Source organism: Rossellomorea aquimaris, from assembly GCF_000935355.1.
Taxonomy (GTDB): Bacteria; Bacillota; Bacilli; order Bacillales; family Bacillaceae_B; genus Rossellomorea; species Rossellomorea aquimaris_B.
This window is the reverse complement of the sequence record NZ_JXZC01000001.1, coordinates 320,888-335,598: the sequence shown is the minus strand read 5'-3', so window position 1 is coordinate 335,598 and position 14,711 is coordinate 320,888. Positions and strand designations below refer to the sequence as shown.

15 protein-coding genes and 1 other RNA gene are annotated in these 14,711 nt (G+C 39.4%); 4 read left to right on the top strand and 12 right to left on the bottom strand.

Translation table 11 applies throughout. The features are described from left to right. Nucleotides 1-36: 36 nt before the first annotated feature. From TV75_RS01800 to speD, 6 genes are all read right to left on the bottom strand, one after another. A complete protein-coding gene (locus TV75_RS01800; protein ID WP_044336932.1) occupies nt 37-1,416 on the bottom strand; it encodes a DEAD/DEAH box helicase in 1,380 nt (459 codons plus the stop codon). A gap of 133 nt (nt 1,417-1,549) precedes the next feature. Continuing rightward, a complete protein-coding gene (locus TV75_RS01795; RefSeq protein WP_044336930.1) occupies nt 1,550-1,945 on the bottom strand; it encodes a DsrE/DsrF/DrsH-like family protein in 396 nt (131 codons plus the stop codon). Between the two features lie 80 nt (nt 1,946-2,025). Continuing rightward, the gene (locus TV75_RS01790; protein WP_044336928.1) at nt 2,026-2,325 is read right to left on the bottom strand and encodes a rhodanese-like domain-containing protein; all 300 of its coding nucleotides are present in this window, start codon (nt 2,323-2,325) and stop codon (nt 2,026-2,028) included. Between the two features lie 131 nt (nt 2,326-2,456). Continuing rightward, nucleotides 2,457-3,551, bottom strand: a complete 1,095-nt coding sequence (locus TV75_RS01785; RefSeq protein ID WP_044336926.1) for a PRK06851 family protein — start codon at nt 3,549-3,551, stop codon at nt 2,457-2,459. Nucleotides 3,552-3,877: 326 nt separating this feature from the next. After that, entirely contained in the window at nt 3,878-4,675 is a 798-nt protein-coding gene (locus TV75_RS01775; protein WP_044336922.1) for a TIGR00266 family protein, read from the bottom strand. Between the two features lie 154 nt (nt 4,676-4,829). Further along, nucleotides 4,830-5,642: an adenosylmethionine decarboxylase gene (speD, locus tag TV75_RS01770; protein ID WP_044336920.1), complete on the bottom strand. Its 813-nt coding sequence runs from the start codon at nt 5,640-5,642 to the stop codon at nt 4,830-4,832. Nucleotides 5,643-5,838: 196 nt separating this feature from the next. On the opposite strand from speD, the gene TV75_RS01765 reads away from it, so the two are divergent. After that, nucleotides 5,839-6,969 carry a CAP domain-containing protein gene (locus TV75_RS01765; protein WP_253275454.1) on the top strand — a complete coding sequence of 377 codons (1,131 nt, stop codon included), beginning with the start codon at nt 5,839-5,841 and terminating at the stop codon, nt 6,967-6,969. A gap of 41 nt (nt 6,970-7,010) precedes the next feature. On the opposite strand, the gene TV75_RS01760 is transcribed toward TV75_RS01765, so the two are convergent. From TV75_RS01760 to TV75_RS01745, 4 genes are all read right to left on the bottom strand, one after another. After that, nucleotides 7,011-7,745: a DsbA family oxidoreductase gene (locus TV75_RS01760; RefSeq protein ID WP_044336918.1), complete on the bottom strand. Its 735-nt coding sequence runs from the start codon at nt 7,743-7,745 to the stop codon at nt 7,011-7,013. A gap of 82 nt (nt 7,746-7,827) precedes the next feature. Next, nucleotides 7,828-10,410 (bottom strand): helicase-related protein, encoded by a 2,583-nt coding sequence (locus tag TV75_RS01755; protein ID WP_044336916.1) that lies wholly within the window; start codon nt 10,408-10,410, stop codon nt 7,828-7,830. A 179-nt stretch (nt 10,411-10,589) separates the two neighbouring features. Continuing rightward, nucleotides 10,590-11,036: an SRPBCC family protein gene (locus tag TV75_RS01750; RefSeq protein WP_044336915.1), complete on the bottom strand. Its 447-nt coding sequence runs from the start codon at nt 11,034-11,036 to the stop codon at nt 10,590-10,592. A 110-nt stretch (nt 11,037-11,146) separates the two neighbouring features. After that, nucleotides 11,147-11,935 (bottom strand): HAD family hydrolase, encoded by a 789-nt coding sequence (locus TV75_RS01745; RefSeq protein WP_044336913.1) that lies wholly within the window; start codon nt 11,933-11,935, stop codon nt 11,147-11,149. Nucleotides 11,936-12,090: 155 nt separating this feature from the next. Here TV75_RS01745 and TV75_RS01740 point away from each other — a divergent pair, with 155 nt between their 5' ends. Further along, entirely contained in the window at nt 12,091-12,387 is a 297-nt protein-coding gene (locus TV75_RS01740; RefSeq protein WP_044336912.1) for a DUF948 domain-containing protein, read from the top strand. Nucleotides 12,388-12,535: 148 nt separating this feature from the next. Continuing rightward, nucleotides 12,536-13,186, top strand: coding sequence for an MtnX-like HAD-IB family phosphatase (locus tag TV75_RS01735; protein ID WP_044336910.1), 651 nt, complete (start codon nt 12,536-12,538; stop codon nt 13,184-13,186). 244 nt (nt 13,187-13,430) lie between these two features. On the opposite strand, the gene ssrS is transcribed toward TV75_RS01735, so the two are convergent. Together ssrS and TV75_RS01730 are read right to left on the bottom strand one after the other, a co-directional pair. Beyond that, nucleotides 13,431-13,619, bottom strand: a non-coding RNA gene (gene ssrS / locus TV75_RS21320) — 6S RNA. Nucleotides 13,620-13,725: 106 nt separating this feature from the next. Then, on the bottom strand, nt 13,726-14,163 hold the full coding sequence (locus tag TV75_RS01730; RefSeq protein ID WP_044336908.1) for a peptidylprolyl isomerase: 438 nt from the start codon (nt 14,161-14,163) through the stop codon (nt 13,726-13,728). A gap of 244 nt (nt 14,164-14,407) precedes the next feature. Here TV75_RS01730 and TV75_RS01725 point away from each other — a divergent pair, with 244 nt between their 5' ends. Then, nucleotides 14,408-14,704, top strand: a complete 297-nt coding sequence (locus TV75_RS01725) for a phage holin family protein (RefSeq protein WP_044336906.1) — start codon at nt 14,408-14,410, stop codon at nt 14,702-14,704. Nucleotides 14,705-14,711 lie beyond the last annotated feature (7 nt).

Here is a 14,711-nt window from a genome sequence, read left to right as displayed (position 1 = left end):
ATTTTGGCAGAATAAAAACCATGCGTGTGCATGGTTTTATCGTCTATTTTTTTGATTATTAGATTTAGAAGAGGACTTCTTTCCTGTTCTTCTCCCTGTAAAGGCAGGCTTCGTTTCTGTTGCTGTCCCCTCCGAATATTTTGAAGGTTTTTGCTTTAATGAATTAGAGGATTTTTTGCTTGTTATTTGTTTATCTTTGAACTCGCCCTTTTTCCTTGTCAGGGATTCCCGGTCCTTACTATTCTTATTCCCTTGTCTGTTAACTCCCTTTTTCTTAGAGGTTGTTTTCGATCTTAGAGAAATGGTATTCCCAAGGTTTTGCTTTTGAATTCGACTATTCAGCTCTGTTTCAATTTCGTCCAGAAGGATTCTTTCTTCTGAAGAATAGAGTGTATAAGCTAAGCCTGTTTCACCTGCTCTCCCGGTTCTTCCAATTCGGTGAATATAGATCTCGGCATTCTCAGGCATGTCATAATTAAATACGTGAGTGACCCCCTCGATATCCAACCCCCTGGAAGCTACGTCAGTCGCAACCAACATTGGGACTTCACCGGTTCTAAATTGCTCCATTACCATTTCTCGCTTCTCTTGAGGGATGTCCCCATGAAGTTCAGCCACTTTATATCCTTTTGATTTCAGCACTTGATATAATTTCGTCACCCGTCGTTTCGTTCTGCAAAAAACGATGGATTTACTTGGTTGAAATGCCTCTATCAATTGAATGACGGTGTCTTGCTTGGCACGATCCACTGTAAAAATGGCATATTGATTAATGGAAGAGGACCTTTCAGCTTCCACCACCTCGATAAATTTGGGTGTTTTCATATATTTGCGACCCAATTTTTTGATTTCAGCAGGTATCGTTGCAGAAAATAACATCGTTTGACGATGAGCTGGCGTTTTCCTTAAAATTTCTTCAACTTTATTTAGAAACCCTATTTGCAGAAGTTGATCTGCTTCGTCAATCACCAAAAACATAAGATGAGATAGATCGAGATTCCCTCTTTTCAGATGATCCAATAGCCTCCCGGGAGTTCCAACCACAATATTTACATTCTGTTCCAGTTCCTTGATTTCCTCCTCATGGCTTTTTCCACCATAAACGGAGAGAACGCTAAACCCTTTATTTTTCGTTGTGAGCTTTCTTATTTCACTTGTTACTTGAATAGCAAGTTCACGTGTCGGTGTAATAATCAAACTCTGAACGTGATGAGTGTTTGATTTACTTTTCTCCAAAATAGGTAAAACGTAAGCAAAGGTTTTACCAGTCCCGGTTTGTGCCTTGGCCATGAAATCTTTTCCTTCCAAAAGGACCGGGATCACATTTTCTTGTATGAGTGTCGGTTTATTTATACCGTTAGTAGATAAGGTTTTCTGAAGGCCTTTTGATAGTCCCAGAGTTGCAAACGAGTTCAATGATCATTCCTACTTTCTTAAAACGAGATTTGACTTGTCTACTAATAGTGAAGGTTTCGTGATGAAAAAGCAAGAACAAAAAAGGATCCCAAAAAGGAATCCCTTAAGTTTAATCACGTATTGATCTATTCAATTAGAATGTTAATGTTACGTCTGCGTCTTTTGCGAATTCAAGGAATGTGACGGCTCCACCCACTTCAATTCCCTCCACAAATGCTTCTTTATCTAAACCCATCACATCCATCGTCATTTGGCACCCGATAAAGGATACTCCCATCTCCTTTGCCATTTCAACTAACTCAGGAATACCGGGTACATTTGCTTTTGCAAATCCTTCTTCGAAATGTTCTTTTCCTTCTGGCATCGGAAGCTGTTTGTGACCTTCTTTATGGATAAGATTTAATCCTTCAAATGTAAAGAAAATGGCTACTTCTTGATCGGTGGCTGCTGCCGCAGTTGCAATATTGAACACTTTGTATGCATCAAATAATCCACCGTTACTTGCGATAATCGCTACTTTTTTACTCATTTTCATTCCTCCAGTTAATTTATATATCGTTTATTAGAACAGAAAATCACATTATTCCTGAAGTGATATTAGAAATGTGGTTATTCTGTCGGGCCTTCCCACGACATCATTCCACCGGTCATATTGATGACGTTAAACCCCTGACTCTCAAGAAATTGAGCCGCTTGTCCACTTCTGCCGCCTGAACGGCACACCATAATATATTCTTTCGTCTTATCTAATTCATCCATACGACTTTCAATAGAACCTAATGGAATATGTTTGGCGGTAGGAATCATTCCTGAAGCCACTTCATCATCTTCACGAACATCTATCATATTTAATGATTCTTTTCCATCAATTAATGAATCTTCCACTTGTTTAGCAGTTAATTGTTTCATTGATTATTCCTCCTCTGCGTTATATGAATAACAACTGTATGTACATATAATATACCTACATGGGTATATTGTCAACCAATTAAAAACGCGATTACCTAGAGATCATCGCGTCCTTAAGTTTACACAATATACTACTTCCTTATAAACTCATTTATTTCCTGAAAGATTTCTTCTTTGATCGCATTCACCTTTGAAAAGTCCATGGCTCCTATATAAATGGATTCAAGTTGTTCACGAAGGCACTTAGCTTCTTTAAGATAAGAGATTGCTTCTTTCATTTTATCCTTATAGGCTTTTGTCGTTCGTTCTATATCCTCAGCAAATTTTTCATCTGTCCCTTGGGTAATGCATCTTTCATACATATCGATGATTTCATCAGATTTCCGATCAGGAAAATATTCATGTGGTGCAGTACTATCAAAAATGGCGATTCCTTTTTCCCTTATGATCAACATATCAAGACTATTAGGGTCAAATCCACAATGATATACCTCTACATCATAGCCATTCTCTTCACCGGCAGAAGCAATTTTCTTTAACATCGTGGACTTTCCGGATCCTGCACGCCCTTTGATAAAGTAGCGCTTACGGACATCCTCTGTTAAATTCTGGATGTAGTCAACCGCCCCATCAGGAGTCGCGGCACCTAAGAACCGATGTTTGACTGTCGAGGGTTTAGGCAGGCTGGTATTTTCAAAAAAGAGTGAAATTAACTCATTTGTTAATTCATTCGCTTTTTCGAAGTTCATGTTGGAAATGTAGATGTCTTCTATGTCGTCATGGGCACTCAGGGATTCTGCAAAGGTGTCGTAAGCTTTCTGAAAGAATGAGGCAATTTTATCATTTAGGCCAAGGATTGCTTTTTTGTTACGGGACAGTTCTTCCCGGTCCCAAGCCACTCCCAGATTCACATACTCTTCGATGACACCGGGTGCTTTTGGTTCTATAATATGAGGAGCTGTCCCATCCACAATCCCCACACCAAACTCCGGGAGGAGAACACCGTCGATGGATTGATTATCGGAAGCACAATGTAGATAGTCCACGTTTAATCCTTTTTCCTCAAAACGTTTTCCAATCGACTTCATTAATGAGGACTTACCTGTTCCAGGTCCACCCTTTAAGATATAAAGCCGCTCTAACCCACTTAATACAGAATCATATAGGCTGTAAAAACCTTTTGCCGTATTTCCTCCTGCATAATAGTGACGAATCTTTCCAGTCATGAAATCACCCTTTCACATCATTTATTTAAACATATGATGTGGGATCTAAATAGGTGAATACCCACTTGCAAAAGCGGAAGCGGCTTGAACAGAGGCTTAAAACCTCGAGCCTCTAGCCGCTGGAGCTGGACGATCAAAAGCGGAAGCGGCTTGAACAGAGGCGACAAGCTTAAGTCGATTCTGCCGGGAAGGCGTTTTTTGCCTTCCTGGCTGAATTGGCTTAAGACCTCGAGCCTCTAGCCGCTGGAGCTGGACGATCAAAAGCGGAAACGCTTGGACATAAAAAAAACACTTCCACAATTGGAAATGTTTTTTATATCCCAGAATCAATCGTCACCGTTTAGGAAATCACCGATTCCACCAAGTAAACTTCCCTCACCAGTCGAACGACCTCCGCCTTGGGGAGCACTTGCATAGATTCTTTCAGCTAATCGACTAAATGGAAGTGACTGAATCCAGACGGTTCCAGGTCCACGGACCGTGGCAAAAAATAATCCCTCTCCTCCAAGGAAGGCAGATTTAATTTTTCCGACATACTCGATATTGTAATCTACATCTTTCGTCATGGCCACTAAGCAGCCGGTATCTACCCGTAACACCTCGCCAGGTTGAAGTTCTTTTCTATGAATCGTTCCGCCTGCATGAAGAAAGGCTAATCCATCTCCTTCAAGCTTCTGCATAATGAATCCTTCGCCGCCAAAGAAGCCAGTTCCTAATTTCTTTTGAAAATCGATTCCGACAGATACTCCCTTTGCTGCACAAAGAAATGAATCCTTCTGACATATCACTTTGCCACCCAATTCACTTAGATCAACCGGAATGATCTTTCCTGGATAAGGTGCAGCGAAGGAAACATGCTTTTTACCCATACCTTCATTGGTGAATACGGTCATGAACAAGCTTTCGCCTGTTAATATACGCTTTCCTGCACCAACAAGTTTACCAAAAAACCCCCCGCCGCTTCCCTGGGAACCATCCCCAAAGATCGTTTCCATCCCGATCCCGTCTTCCATCATCATCATTCCACCAGCTTCTGCTACTGCACTTTCTCCTGGATCTAATTCTATTTCAACGAACTGCATATCATCTCCATGCAATTTGTATTCAATTTCGTGTGAATTCATTCCTTGTTCCTCCTTATAATTTCGAGCATATTTACCTATTCTTCAAGACTGATGCATTTCCCTTCTCTGATTCTATTTTCGCAATAATGAGATTTCACCAAAAAAACACACTCCGTCACAAATCTGGCTCGTGACCAAGTGTGTTTCCCCATTATTATGGCTTAGGAATGTTTTTACCGTAAAAAATTTCGTCCATTTCCATTTTTACTTTGTCTGTAATTTCATCCATTTCACTTTCATCCAGTCTGTCTTTTGTATACCCAAATAAATAGTTATTTAAATCAAATTCTTTCAGCTTACATTTTGTATGAAATATATTCTGGGGATACACATTTACATCAATCATGTCATACTCATCTTTAATTTCCTCTGGAATGTAATTCTGAATGGAATTAATATCATGGTCGATAAATAATTTTTTTCCATTAATGTCACGTGTAAATCCCCTGACCCGATAATCCATCGTCATGATGTCTGTGTCAAATGAGTGAATAAGATAATTCAACGCTTTAAGTGGAGAAATCTCCCCGCAAGTAGAGACGTCGATATCTGCCCTGAAAGTAGAAATTCCTTCATGAGGGTGATACTCGGGATATGTGTGAACCGTAATATGACTCTTATCAAGATGCATTGTAACAGTGGATGGCAGCGGTCCCGGTGATTCATCAAAATGCTCCGTCGGAACTTCGACTATCGGTCCTTCTGAAACCAGGATTGTCACACTTGCTCCTTGGGGTACATAATCCTGCTTTGAAATATTTAAGACATGGGCTCCAATGATATCCGATACATGCGTCAGGATCTTGGTTAATCGATCAGCGTTATATTGCTCATCGATGTATTCAATGTATGCTTCACGCTCTTCTCGGGTCTTTGTGTAGCAAATATCATACATATTAAAACTCAGTGACTTCGTTAAGTTATTAAATTCATGTAGTTGAATCCGTTCTTCATGAGATAATTTCATTGTTTATTTCCCCTTGTATGTAAGTTTGGTTTGTATCTCGTATGTTTTTATCTTACCCAGAGCCACCCATACTAAAACAGGTTCTTTAGATTGAAGATGGTTGAAAATGGGTATGTGGAACATAGTGACTAAGCATTTCTCTTTTTACTTATATACTAATTTGGATACAATGGTAGGTAGAATGGAGTGTTAGATATTGAGACGATTATTTTTTCTTATCATGATAGTTGTTGTTGCCTATATATCGAAACCTGCTTGGGAGGAGAAAGTGGAAGCGACGGAACTCGATTCTGTGCTTTCAAAACTGGAAGAAATCAAGAACAGTCCTAAAGTAAAGGATGCCTTTGATCAATTATATAATGAAGTAAACCTTCTTCTCATAAAATTGGACGAGTCTTTTCGAGATCTCGAAAATCCCTCAAACCCCAAAGAAGAGAATCCTGTAGAAAAACCAACTTTAATGGTACCAAGTGATCAGACGTTCTCTATCTATAACATTGAAATGGGAGATTCCAAAGAGAGCGTTGAACAGGCACTGGGTGAAGCAAAGAGACAATCGACTAATGAATACGGTGTTTCCTGGTATGCTTATCACGAAAACTACCGGAATTTCCTAATGGTTTCTTATGATGAAAAGGAAATGGTTAATGGTCTTTACACCAATCAGGCCCTCCTTTCTTCCTCTTCAGGCATTGAAATGGGAGTTTCCAAAGAGGTGGTTCAGAATGTGCTTGGTGAACCCCTCACAAATATAAGAAAAGGATTAACTCTTTATCAGCTTCAAAACAATGGAGAACAGGAAGTATATCAAGTGGATGGAAGCTTCGTAACTGTGTTTTACGACAAGCATGAAAATGACACAGTCACAGCCATTCAAATAATCAATGAAAGCCTTGAAGCAAATAAGAAAAATTTCTATACGGAAGCGAGTACAGAATTGAAAGAAGGATTTGAATTCCAGCTTTTCGATTTAACAAATGCTTCGCGTGTCGAAAAAGGATTCAATGTCCTTACTTGGGATGATCAAGTCAGGGACACCGCTAGAAAACATAGTTTGGATATGGCGGAGCAGGACTACTTCAGTCATACGAATCTGGAAGGTGAATCCCCTTTTGACCGTATGGAGGAAGATCAGGTAGCCTTCCGTACCGCAGGAGAAAATTTGGCCTACGGTCAATTAAGTTCAATCTTCGCACATGAAGGATTAATGAACTCAAAAGGTCACAGGGAAAACATCCTGCAACCTCATTATGAACATTTAGGTGTAGGAGTCGCATTTAACGAAAAAGAACAGCCTTATTTCACAGAGAACTTTTATAGTAAATAGTAAAAAAGCAAGTGAGCATCTCTCACTTGCTTTTTTACTGATTATTTAATGTTTCCCTTTGGATTAGACGGTGGAACATCGCATCCATTTTCATCGCAAGCCATTCCCTCCGTTCCAAGAGGTTGAAGTGGTGAAGCTTCATTTTCTTCCTCCCAGACTTTTTGGATGGAACTCAAGAAAACGTCACTTGGCTGAGCACCGGAAATGGCATACTTACGATTGATCACAAAGAATGGGACACCTTGTACACCAATTTGTCTTGCCTCTTCTTCATCAGTTCGGACATCTTGAGAGAAATCACTACCTTCTAGAACAGCCTTTGCTTCATTTTCCTCTAAACCGGCTTGTTTCGCAAATCCTAAAAGGGTTTCCTTGTCACCAATATGCTTTGAAAGTGTAAAGTGAGCATGCAGCAGCATTTCAGTAAGTTCTGCTTCTTTCCCCTTCGTTTCCGCAAATTTTGTCAGGCGATGGGCATCAAACGTATTCGTGGGGATATTGGTATCAAAACGAAAATCCAGACCAACAGTTGCCGCTTGTTGAGACATGGTGTCTGTCATATTTTTTGCTTGTTCAAGAGACGTACCATACTTTTTCGAAAGAATCTCTTGAATGCTCATGTCTGTATGGACTGGGGCATTGGGATCCAGCTCGAAGCTTTTAAAAACAATGTCAACTTGATCTCTTTGAGGAAATTGTTGAAGTGCTTCTTCTAAGTGGCGCTTCCCTATATAACAAAATGGACATACATAATCTGACCAAACTTCAATTTTCATATTATACACCTCTGTTTACATTTTCGATTCACATGTGATCGTATCATAAATCATGCATTCATCCTTGTGATTTGCTCACGGCTTACGAATAAGGAGGCTTTCTTCTCGTTCTTCTTTTCACTCTGGCTGAATGGCAGCGATCACATATAGGAAACCCAAAATTTGGAGGAAGTTTCTTTCCACATTGTTTACACGTTTGAGTCATGCTGGTGACCTCTGTTCTGAGACTTTCGTGAACTCCATCAGCGATCTCACTTCGAATTCGCTCCCAGTAATATGCCTCTGTTTGTCTACCTAAACGATATAAGAACAATAAATGCAGACCAACAGCTTTATAGGAAACCTCTTTCTGTTCCAGGTTTTTATTTTTGATAGCTGGTTCCGGTAATTCTTCTCCGTCTACAATGGAGTACATACACTCTAACCACTGCTCGGTTAACTGAGCCTCTTTTTTCGAAAAAGGAAGATGTAAAAATCCGTACAGGTCATTTAATGTAAGCTTCGCTTCAATATCGGTCCCTCGGATTAAATCATATAATTCTTTTTCTTCGTATAGAGTCGCTTTCTCTGTTCCATAAGGACTTTTGAATTTCTCCCAAAAATAGAAAAACGAGTCAAGGTCATGATAATAGCGTTGAAAACGCTCAAACACACCACTAGTCGGTGCGATGGCAAATGTTTCGAGAGAGCGATCGGGCTGATCTAAAAGATCTCTCATCACTTTGATATCCTTTGTGAAAGCGACTTTCCCTTCATTATACAGACCTTTTCTACCAGCCCGTCCGGCAATCTGCTTTACTTCCTGGGATGTCAGCCTTCTTCTTCTCGTTCCATCAAATTTATCGTTTTCCAGGAATACGATTCTGCGTATAGGTAAATTCAGACCCATTCCGATTGCATCTGTTGCTACAATCATGTTCGTTTTTCCTTTAATGAATTGCATCATTTGCCTCTTCCTTGTTTCAGGAGGCATACTACCATATATCATACTTACTTTATGACCATTGTTTTGCAGCCTTGAAGCCGTATCCAATACTTTCTTCCGGGAAAAGCAAACGAGAGCATCTCCTTTTTTCGCATGCCGCAGTTGAAATTCTCTTGATTCCACTTGCAATGGAATTTCTCTTTTATAATTATGAACCTCAAGGTCACCCTCCCCCACTAATTCCAATAGCAGCTCTCGTACATTTTCACTCCCGATGATATGGACCTCTTTCGCCCTCGCTTTCGTAATGGCACGGTACCAGGAGAAACCTCTATCCTGATCGGCCAGCATTTGAGCTTCGTCAATCACAATCACTTCATATTCGTCTTTTTCGCGAAACATTTCCACTGTAGAGGAAACATGTTTCGCATCGAGAACTTCTTTTTCCTCTTCTCCCGTTTTCAGATTACATGGTACTCCATCAGCGTTTAATGTATCGAACACCTCCAGTGCCAGAAGACGGAGTGGAGCCAAATACATGCCGCTAGCGGCTTCTTTCATCCGGCTGATGGCATGATGGGTTTTCCCTGTATTGGTTTCCCCAATGTGGAGAATATACTTGATATCCCCCCGAAATGAAGGACTGTATTCCCTTCCGAAAATATCTTCCAGCATTCTCTGTTCTTCTTCTTGCTTCCGTTTTAATTCCGCTAATTCAGCAGCCTTTCTTTTCTCCCGTTCTTTTAAATCATTCTTATAAATGGAAAGATGAATTTCCTCATCAAATGGAACTTGAACAAGCTGGTATAAATCCGCTACATACTCATCTTGAATCATGGTGAAAAAAGTTGATTTCAACGTTAGGAGGAAATGGTGACTAAGTCTGCTCAAGCGTTCTTCCGATAATTGTTGATCGAATACTTTAACGTAATCCGTCAATAATTTTTCCGGCATATGATCAAGAAGAGACCGGTATACAACTTGCTCTGAATAATAGAAGACGAATCGTTCATATGGATAAAAATAGGTTTCATATTCCCACACATGCCCATCCCAGTTCTCGCTTTTCTTGTGAATGGAGCCGGTGAATTCCTTAAGAAAGTCAGATACCGTTGTAAAGGAATCACTGACGAATCCCCCTATTTCTTCCAGCTTCTCTTCCAGCATATATGATTCCGTATGTCGATATTTTGTTTTTGTTCTTAAATCATTTACAAACTTCTTTGCAAATAAATACCGTAACTCCACATACCAATGTAGCTCAAACTCTTCCATTTGAGTGTTTATGAAGGAGATGATTTCTTTTTGGATATCTTTTTGGAGGGCTGCCTGTTTTTTTTCCTCATTTTTTTTAAGATAGTTTTCTCTTACATGTAGATGGCGCTCCTCCCACTCGTCTGTTGAAGGTGGATTTCCCTTTAACCAGGTCAAAATATGAAATGGCTCAAAATCTCTAATTTCATTGCGAAATAATTTGTTTATCAGTTTCTTATCTGTTCCCTCGATATCATAGCCTTTATTTCTTAAAAAGGCTTTTTTATGGCTGCGAAGAACATCGTTGGTTACTTTGTTAAGCCAGATATTCGTCCAGATTTGATGAAAGAAGGCGCTTCTTTCAGTAACATAATCCCAGAATTCAGGGCATTTTTCATGTTTCTCTAAGTAAAGTGTGATATCTTCTTCTATTTTTCGTTTTGTCTCTTCGATTGCTTCTTCTCTAAGTATGTGAAGGTTTTGCATGGTAAGACCCCTTTATTTGTTTACAAGTTATCTTTATATGTACTTTATAGTGTATGTAATTCTTCTCTATCTAACAATCCTCATGCTTACAAATAGTTCATTATAGCATACAAGCTGCCCCGGAATGATGATAAATTGAATCAGAAGTAAGCATGGCCCCATACATAAGGGCCTGCATTTTATGTCAATTCTCTTTCGATTGTTTCTCTAACCGCTTCAGTTAGCTCCCTTGTAAGTTCATGGACCATTTTAGCAAATGTAGATTCAAGAATTTTAGCCAGTGAACTTGTGGATTCAATCGTTAAACATCCCGTCATAGCCGTATTGGAAGAGTTTACTTTTTCAGCTAAAAAAAACCCTTCACCCGTAAATTTTTGATTGATACCCCTTAAACGGAACTTCACTAAAGATGATTCCTTCCATTCTGTTACAAGTACCTTCACATGAACCTTTTTGCTCACCACCCCATATTGAACGGTGAATTTCCACGTCGATTGAACGTCAGAAAGAATAGTATGTTCCTTGTATCCAGGAACAAGAGGAGCCCAGGCATTCATATCACGTATATATTCCCATACATGTGATTGTGAAGCATATACGTTAACTTGATGAATTCCCCTTAGCATAAGAGTACCCCCTTCCTTATTAAATGAGATATACGTGCATATTATGAAGGGGTGGATGCCATTATGACTGATGGGGGCAGACAAAAAAAGAAGCTTCGCTACGAAGCCTCTCATTCCATATTATTTACGATATCGAGAACTTCATGGAGTTCTTTAATTTCATAATCAGGGACAAGATCTTGAGGGGTTTGCTGATGGCGATTAATCCAAACCGTTTTTATACCGAGCCTTGAAGCCCCTAGAATGTCTGTATTTAAATTATCTCCCACCATGATCACTTCTTCCTTTCGAAGATTTAGCCTCTCTAGTGCATGAAGGAACATCGCTGGATCTGGTTTTCCTTTCCCAATATCTCCTGAGATGATAATTTCTTCAAAGTAAGGTACGAGTTCGGGAGTCTTATCAAGTTTCGTGTTTTGTAAATGGGGAGAGCCATTCGTTAATAACAATAGTTGAAAATCCCCCTTCAATTCATTTAACACTTGAAAGGTATCTTCATACACGTAAGGTCTCTCTTTTCTTTCATTACGAAATAGCTCGGATAATTCTGACCCAAGCTCTGCATCTATAATACCTAAAGATTGCAACCCTGACGTCCAAGCTTTTTTGCGGTATGTAGGAACGATTTCTTTCATCTTAAGGAAGCCTTCATCATGTTCATCCAAAAAGTCCCCCCAAAGTCCTTCAAAGGGATTAATACCGATATTTTGTGTAAACTTATATGTATCATAGGTTGCATATAACTCTCTCGCAGCCTCTCTAACGCTAAGTTCTAAGCTTTTAGAATCTACCCCCACCTTCGTCTGTGCATAACCGCATGTGGCTTTAAACGCTTCTTCAATACTCTTGGAGTCCCATAATAATGTGTCATCCAAATCAAACATGATGGCTTTAATCATTTTCTTCTCTCCCTTTTTTGATTACGTTGAGTTATATTTTAGATTACTAGCTATGCCGGAATTAGTAAACCGGCAAGTGAAAATAAGTTTCAACGTTTTTTTCAATGCTTTTAGGGAATATAAATAAAAACAACATTCAATGAGGTGGAATTAATATGTGGATTGTATATGCAAGTATAGGGTTAATGGCGATTGCTTTAGTGATGTTGGGAGTCTCACTAATGAAAACGGTAAAGGCGACCCGGCCCATAATCAATGATATGAATCAAACGGTGGCAAGCATTCAAACCAGAATGGACAAAATTTCTTCTGAAGCGAACCAGCTTCAAGAAACACAAGGAGAAATTCAGGGGGATATAGAATACAAAAAGACGACTATTACCAACACGATTCAAGAAGTGAAACGAACACCAGAAGTACTGAAGGGATTTTTAAGCAGCATGAAGAAATAAATGATCGGTCACCTCGCTCTAATGTGAGGTGATTCTTTATGTAGCTCATTTAAATTTACATAATGAAATTACCGTTACCCCCTTCGCTTCCATCTCCCTATTTAAACATGATACAATCGACTACATTAGACTATGAGGAGGACTCGGCATGAAAAAATGGGCATTTGTTTCTGATTTTGACGGAACGATCTCTAAAAAGGATTTTTATCATCTAGTACTGGAGAAATACTTTGCAGAGGGACATGATTTATACAAACAATGGAAGTCAGGCGAAATAAAGGATATCGAATTCCTGCGTCAAGTTTTCACATCCATCAATCAAGAAGAAAGCCAGATTATAGATGACATCCATTCTCTCGAAATAGATGGACACGTCCCTTCCTTCATCCGTAAAGTGCAGGCACAAGGAGGAGACTTCTATATATTAAGTGCAGGCACTGATTACTATATTCATCATGTTCTTCAACGACATGAAATCACCGATGTGAAAGTATATTCGAATGAAGGGTATTACAAAGAAAAGAATGTACATATGAATATTGATCCTGAACATCCTCATCACTCTGAAAGATATGGAATTGACAAATCAAAGGTTATTACTGATCTTAAAAATGAGTATGAAACCATCTATTTTGCAGGTGATAGTGAACCGGATAGCCATCCGGCTAAAGTAGCCGATGTAACCTTTGCAATGAAAGCATTACAGGCTATTCTAAAGGAACACCATACTTCTTTTATTGAAGTGAATGATTTCACTGACATTGACCGTTATCTAACAAATAGTGGTGTGCTGTGTTAAATAAATCGTTTTGCTAATTAGACTAATGGCGTGTTATACTAACATTGCCTCTCCCGAACATTCGCTTGTTGCGGGACACTTAACCATGTACGGACGGGAGGGGCCTCGATACAAAAACCTTCAGACTGAATTCCTATCAGGAATTCGGTCTTTTTTAATTGGCTGTTTAATTAAAGACAACAAAACTTTTCATGGATATGAAAAAAGCCAGCCCCCGATTGGGAACTGACTTGAGGTACTAATGTAAGGAGCCACATTTGCCGTAATTTGATATAAGAAAGTTTTAAACCACCACTCCTCAAAGTGGGTGTTTGCAGAAGGTTTCCTGTCGTCCTCAGGTCGTGGAGGCTTGACATTCCAACTTCGATGTAAAACTCCCTATTACAGTTTAAAGGTTAAAACTTCGTTATGATTACGTACAACGCAGCCTGTATTAGTATAATACATCATCATGAATATCATTTCAACTATTGTTTTTCTTTACCAACAATGGAACATTCGTTAACAAAAGAATCGGACCAAGGTCCGTCCCTCTTTCATTACGCGTCGTAAACTTCCATTTTCTCCATTACATCACCATTTCTCATTGATTTAGCGATGTCGATTCCTGAAGTCACTTTTCCAAAGACCGTATGAACACCGTTTAGGTGAGGTTGAGGCTCATGTACGATGAAGAACTGGCTGCCTCCTGTATCTTTACCTGCATGTGCCATGGATAGTGAACCTTCTTCGTGTTTATGTGGGTTTCCTTCTGTTTCACACTTAATTGTGTATCCAGGGCCGCCCATCCCGTTTCCATTAGGGCATCCTCCCTGACTCACGAAACCAGGAATGACACGGTGGAAGCTTAAACCGTTGTAGAAACCTTCGTTTGCTAATTTTTCGAAATTTGCCACTGTTCCAGGTGCTTCATTTGGAAATAGATCAAATTCGATTTTTTCACCTGTTTGAAATTGTATGTATCCTTTTTTCGCCATAATTAACAGCTCCTTTTTTATATTAGGTCAATCAATATAATATCATTGAACAATTCTAATGTCACTTTAAAGGTCCGTTTTCAACAGGAAAACAATCCTTTGAACGTACCACTTCAATTATTTCCACCGTTTGTGCCTGCTGTTTTCACTCTCCCCTAAATCTTCGGGTACAGGTTGTCATGAAACACCAACCTGTTCGAATAAGCTTTAATAGAAGTCATTTTTCTTTTAGGGAGTGAAACAAATGATCGAAAATTTATTGAGTGGTATTTCAATCGATCCCCAAGTCACTGTACTCGTTCCAGTGCTATGGGTTTTAGGGTATGCATTGAAGAAGACTCCTCACATTCCGGATTGGTTGATTATCTGGATCTTGTTGCTCGCAGGGGTTGCTGCCAGCGGCTGGACTTTGGGATTTGACTTTAATGGAATTGCCAATGGGTTCATTGCAACGGGTGCAGCCATTACCACCCATCAATCTGTTAAACAGACGTTTTTCTCTCGGGTGAATGATCGTAATAAACGAGAAAAAAAGAAATAGGTACGAA

Bases quoted from the DNA above. Each gene is read 5' to 3' on its own strand.
- TV75_RS01795 (WP_044336930.1), bottom strand. From the start codon at position 1,945: ATGAGTAAAAAAGTAGCGATTATCGCAAGTAACGGTGGATTATTTGAT.
- TV75_RS01790 (WP_044336928.1), bottom strand. From the start codon at position 2,325: ATGAAACAATTAACTGCTAAACAAGTGGAAGATTCATTAATTGATGGA.
- TV75_RS01785 (WP_044336926.1), bottom strand. From the start codon at position 3,551: ATGACTGGAAAGATTCGTCACTATTATGCAGGAGGAAATACGGCAAAA.
- TV75_RS01775 (WP_044336922.1), bottom strand. From the start codon at position 4,675: ATGAATTCACACGAAATTGAATACAAATTGCATGGAGATGATATGCAG.
- speD (WP_044336920.1), bottom strand. From the start codon at position 5,642: ATGAAATTATCTCATGAAGAACGGATTCAACTACATGAATTTAATAAC.
- TV75_RS01760 (WP_044336918.1), bottom strand. From the start codon at position 7,745: ATGAAAATTGAAGTTTGGTCAGATTATGTATGTCCATTTTGTTATATA.
- TV75_RS01755 (WP_044336916.1), bottom strand. From the start codon at position 10,410: ATGCAAAACCTTCACATACTTAGAGAAGAAGCAATCGAAGAGACAAAA.
- TV75_RS01750 (WP_044336915.1), bottom strand. From the start codon at position 11,036: ATGCTAAGGGGAATTCATCAAGTTAACGTATATGCTTCACAATCACAT.
- TV75_RS01745 (WP_044336913.1), bottom strand. From the start codon at position 11,935: ATGATTAAAGCCATCATGTTTGATTTGGATGACACATTATTATGGGAC.
- TV75_RS01740 (WP_044336912.1), top strand. From the start codon at position 12,091: ATGTGGATTGTATATGCAAGTATAGGGTTAATGGCGATTGCTTTAGTG.
- TV75_RS01735 (WP_044336910.1), top strand. From the start codon at position 12,536: ATGAAAAAATGGGCATTTGTTTCTGATTTTGACGGAACGATCTCTAAA.
- TV75_RS01730 (WP_044336908.1), bottom strand. From the start codon at position 14,163: ATGGCGAAAAAAGGATACATACAATTTCAAACAGGTGAAAAAATCGAA.
- TV75_RS01725 (WP_044336906.1), top strand. From the start codon at position 14,408: ATGATCGAAAATTTATTGAGTGGTATTTCAATCGATCCCCAAGTCACT.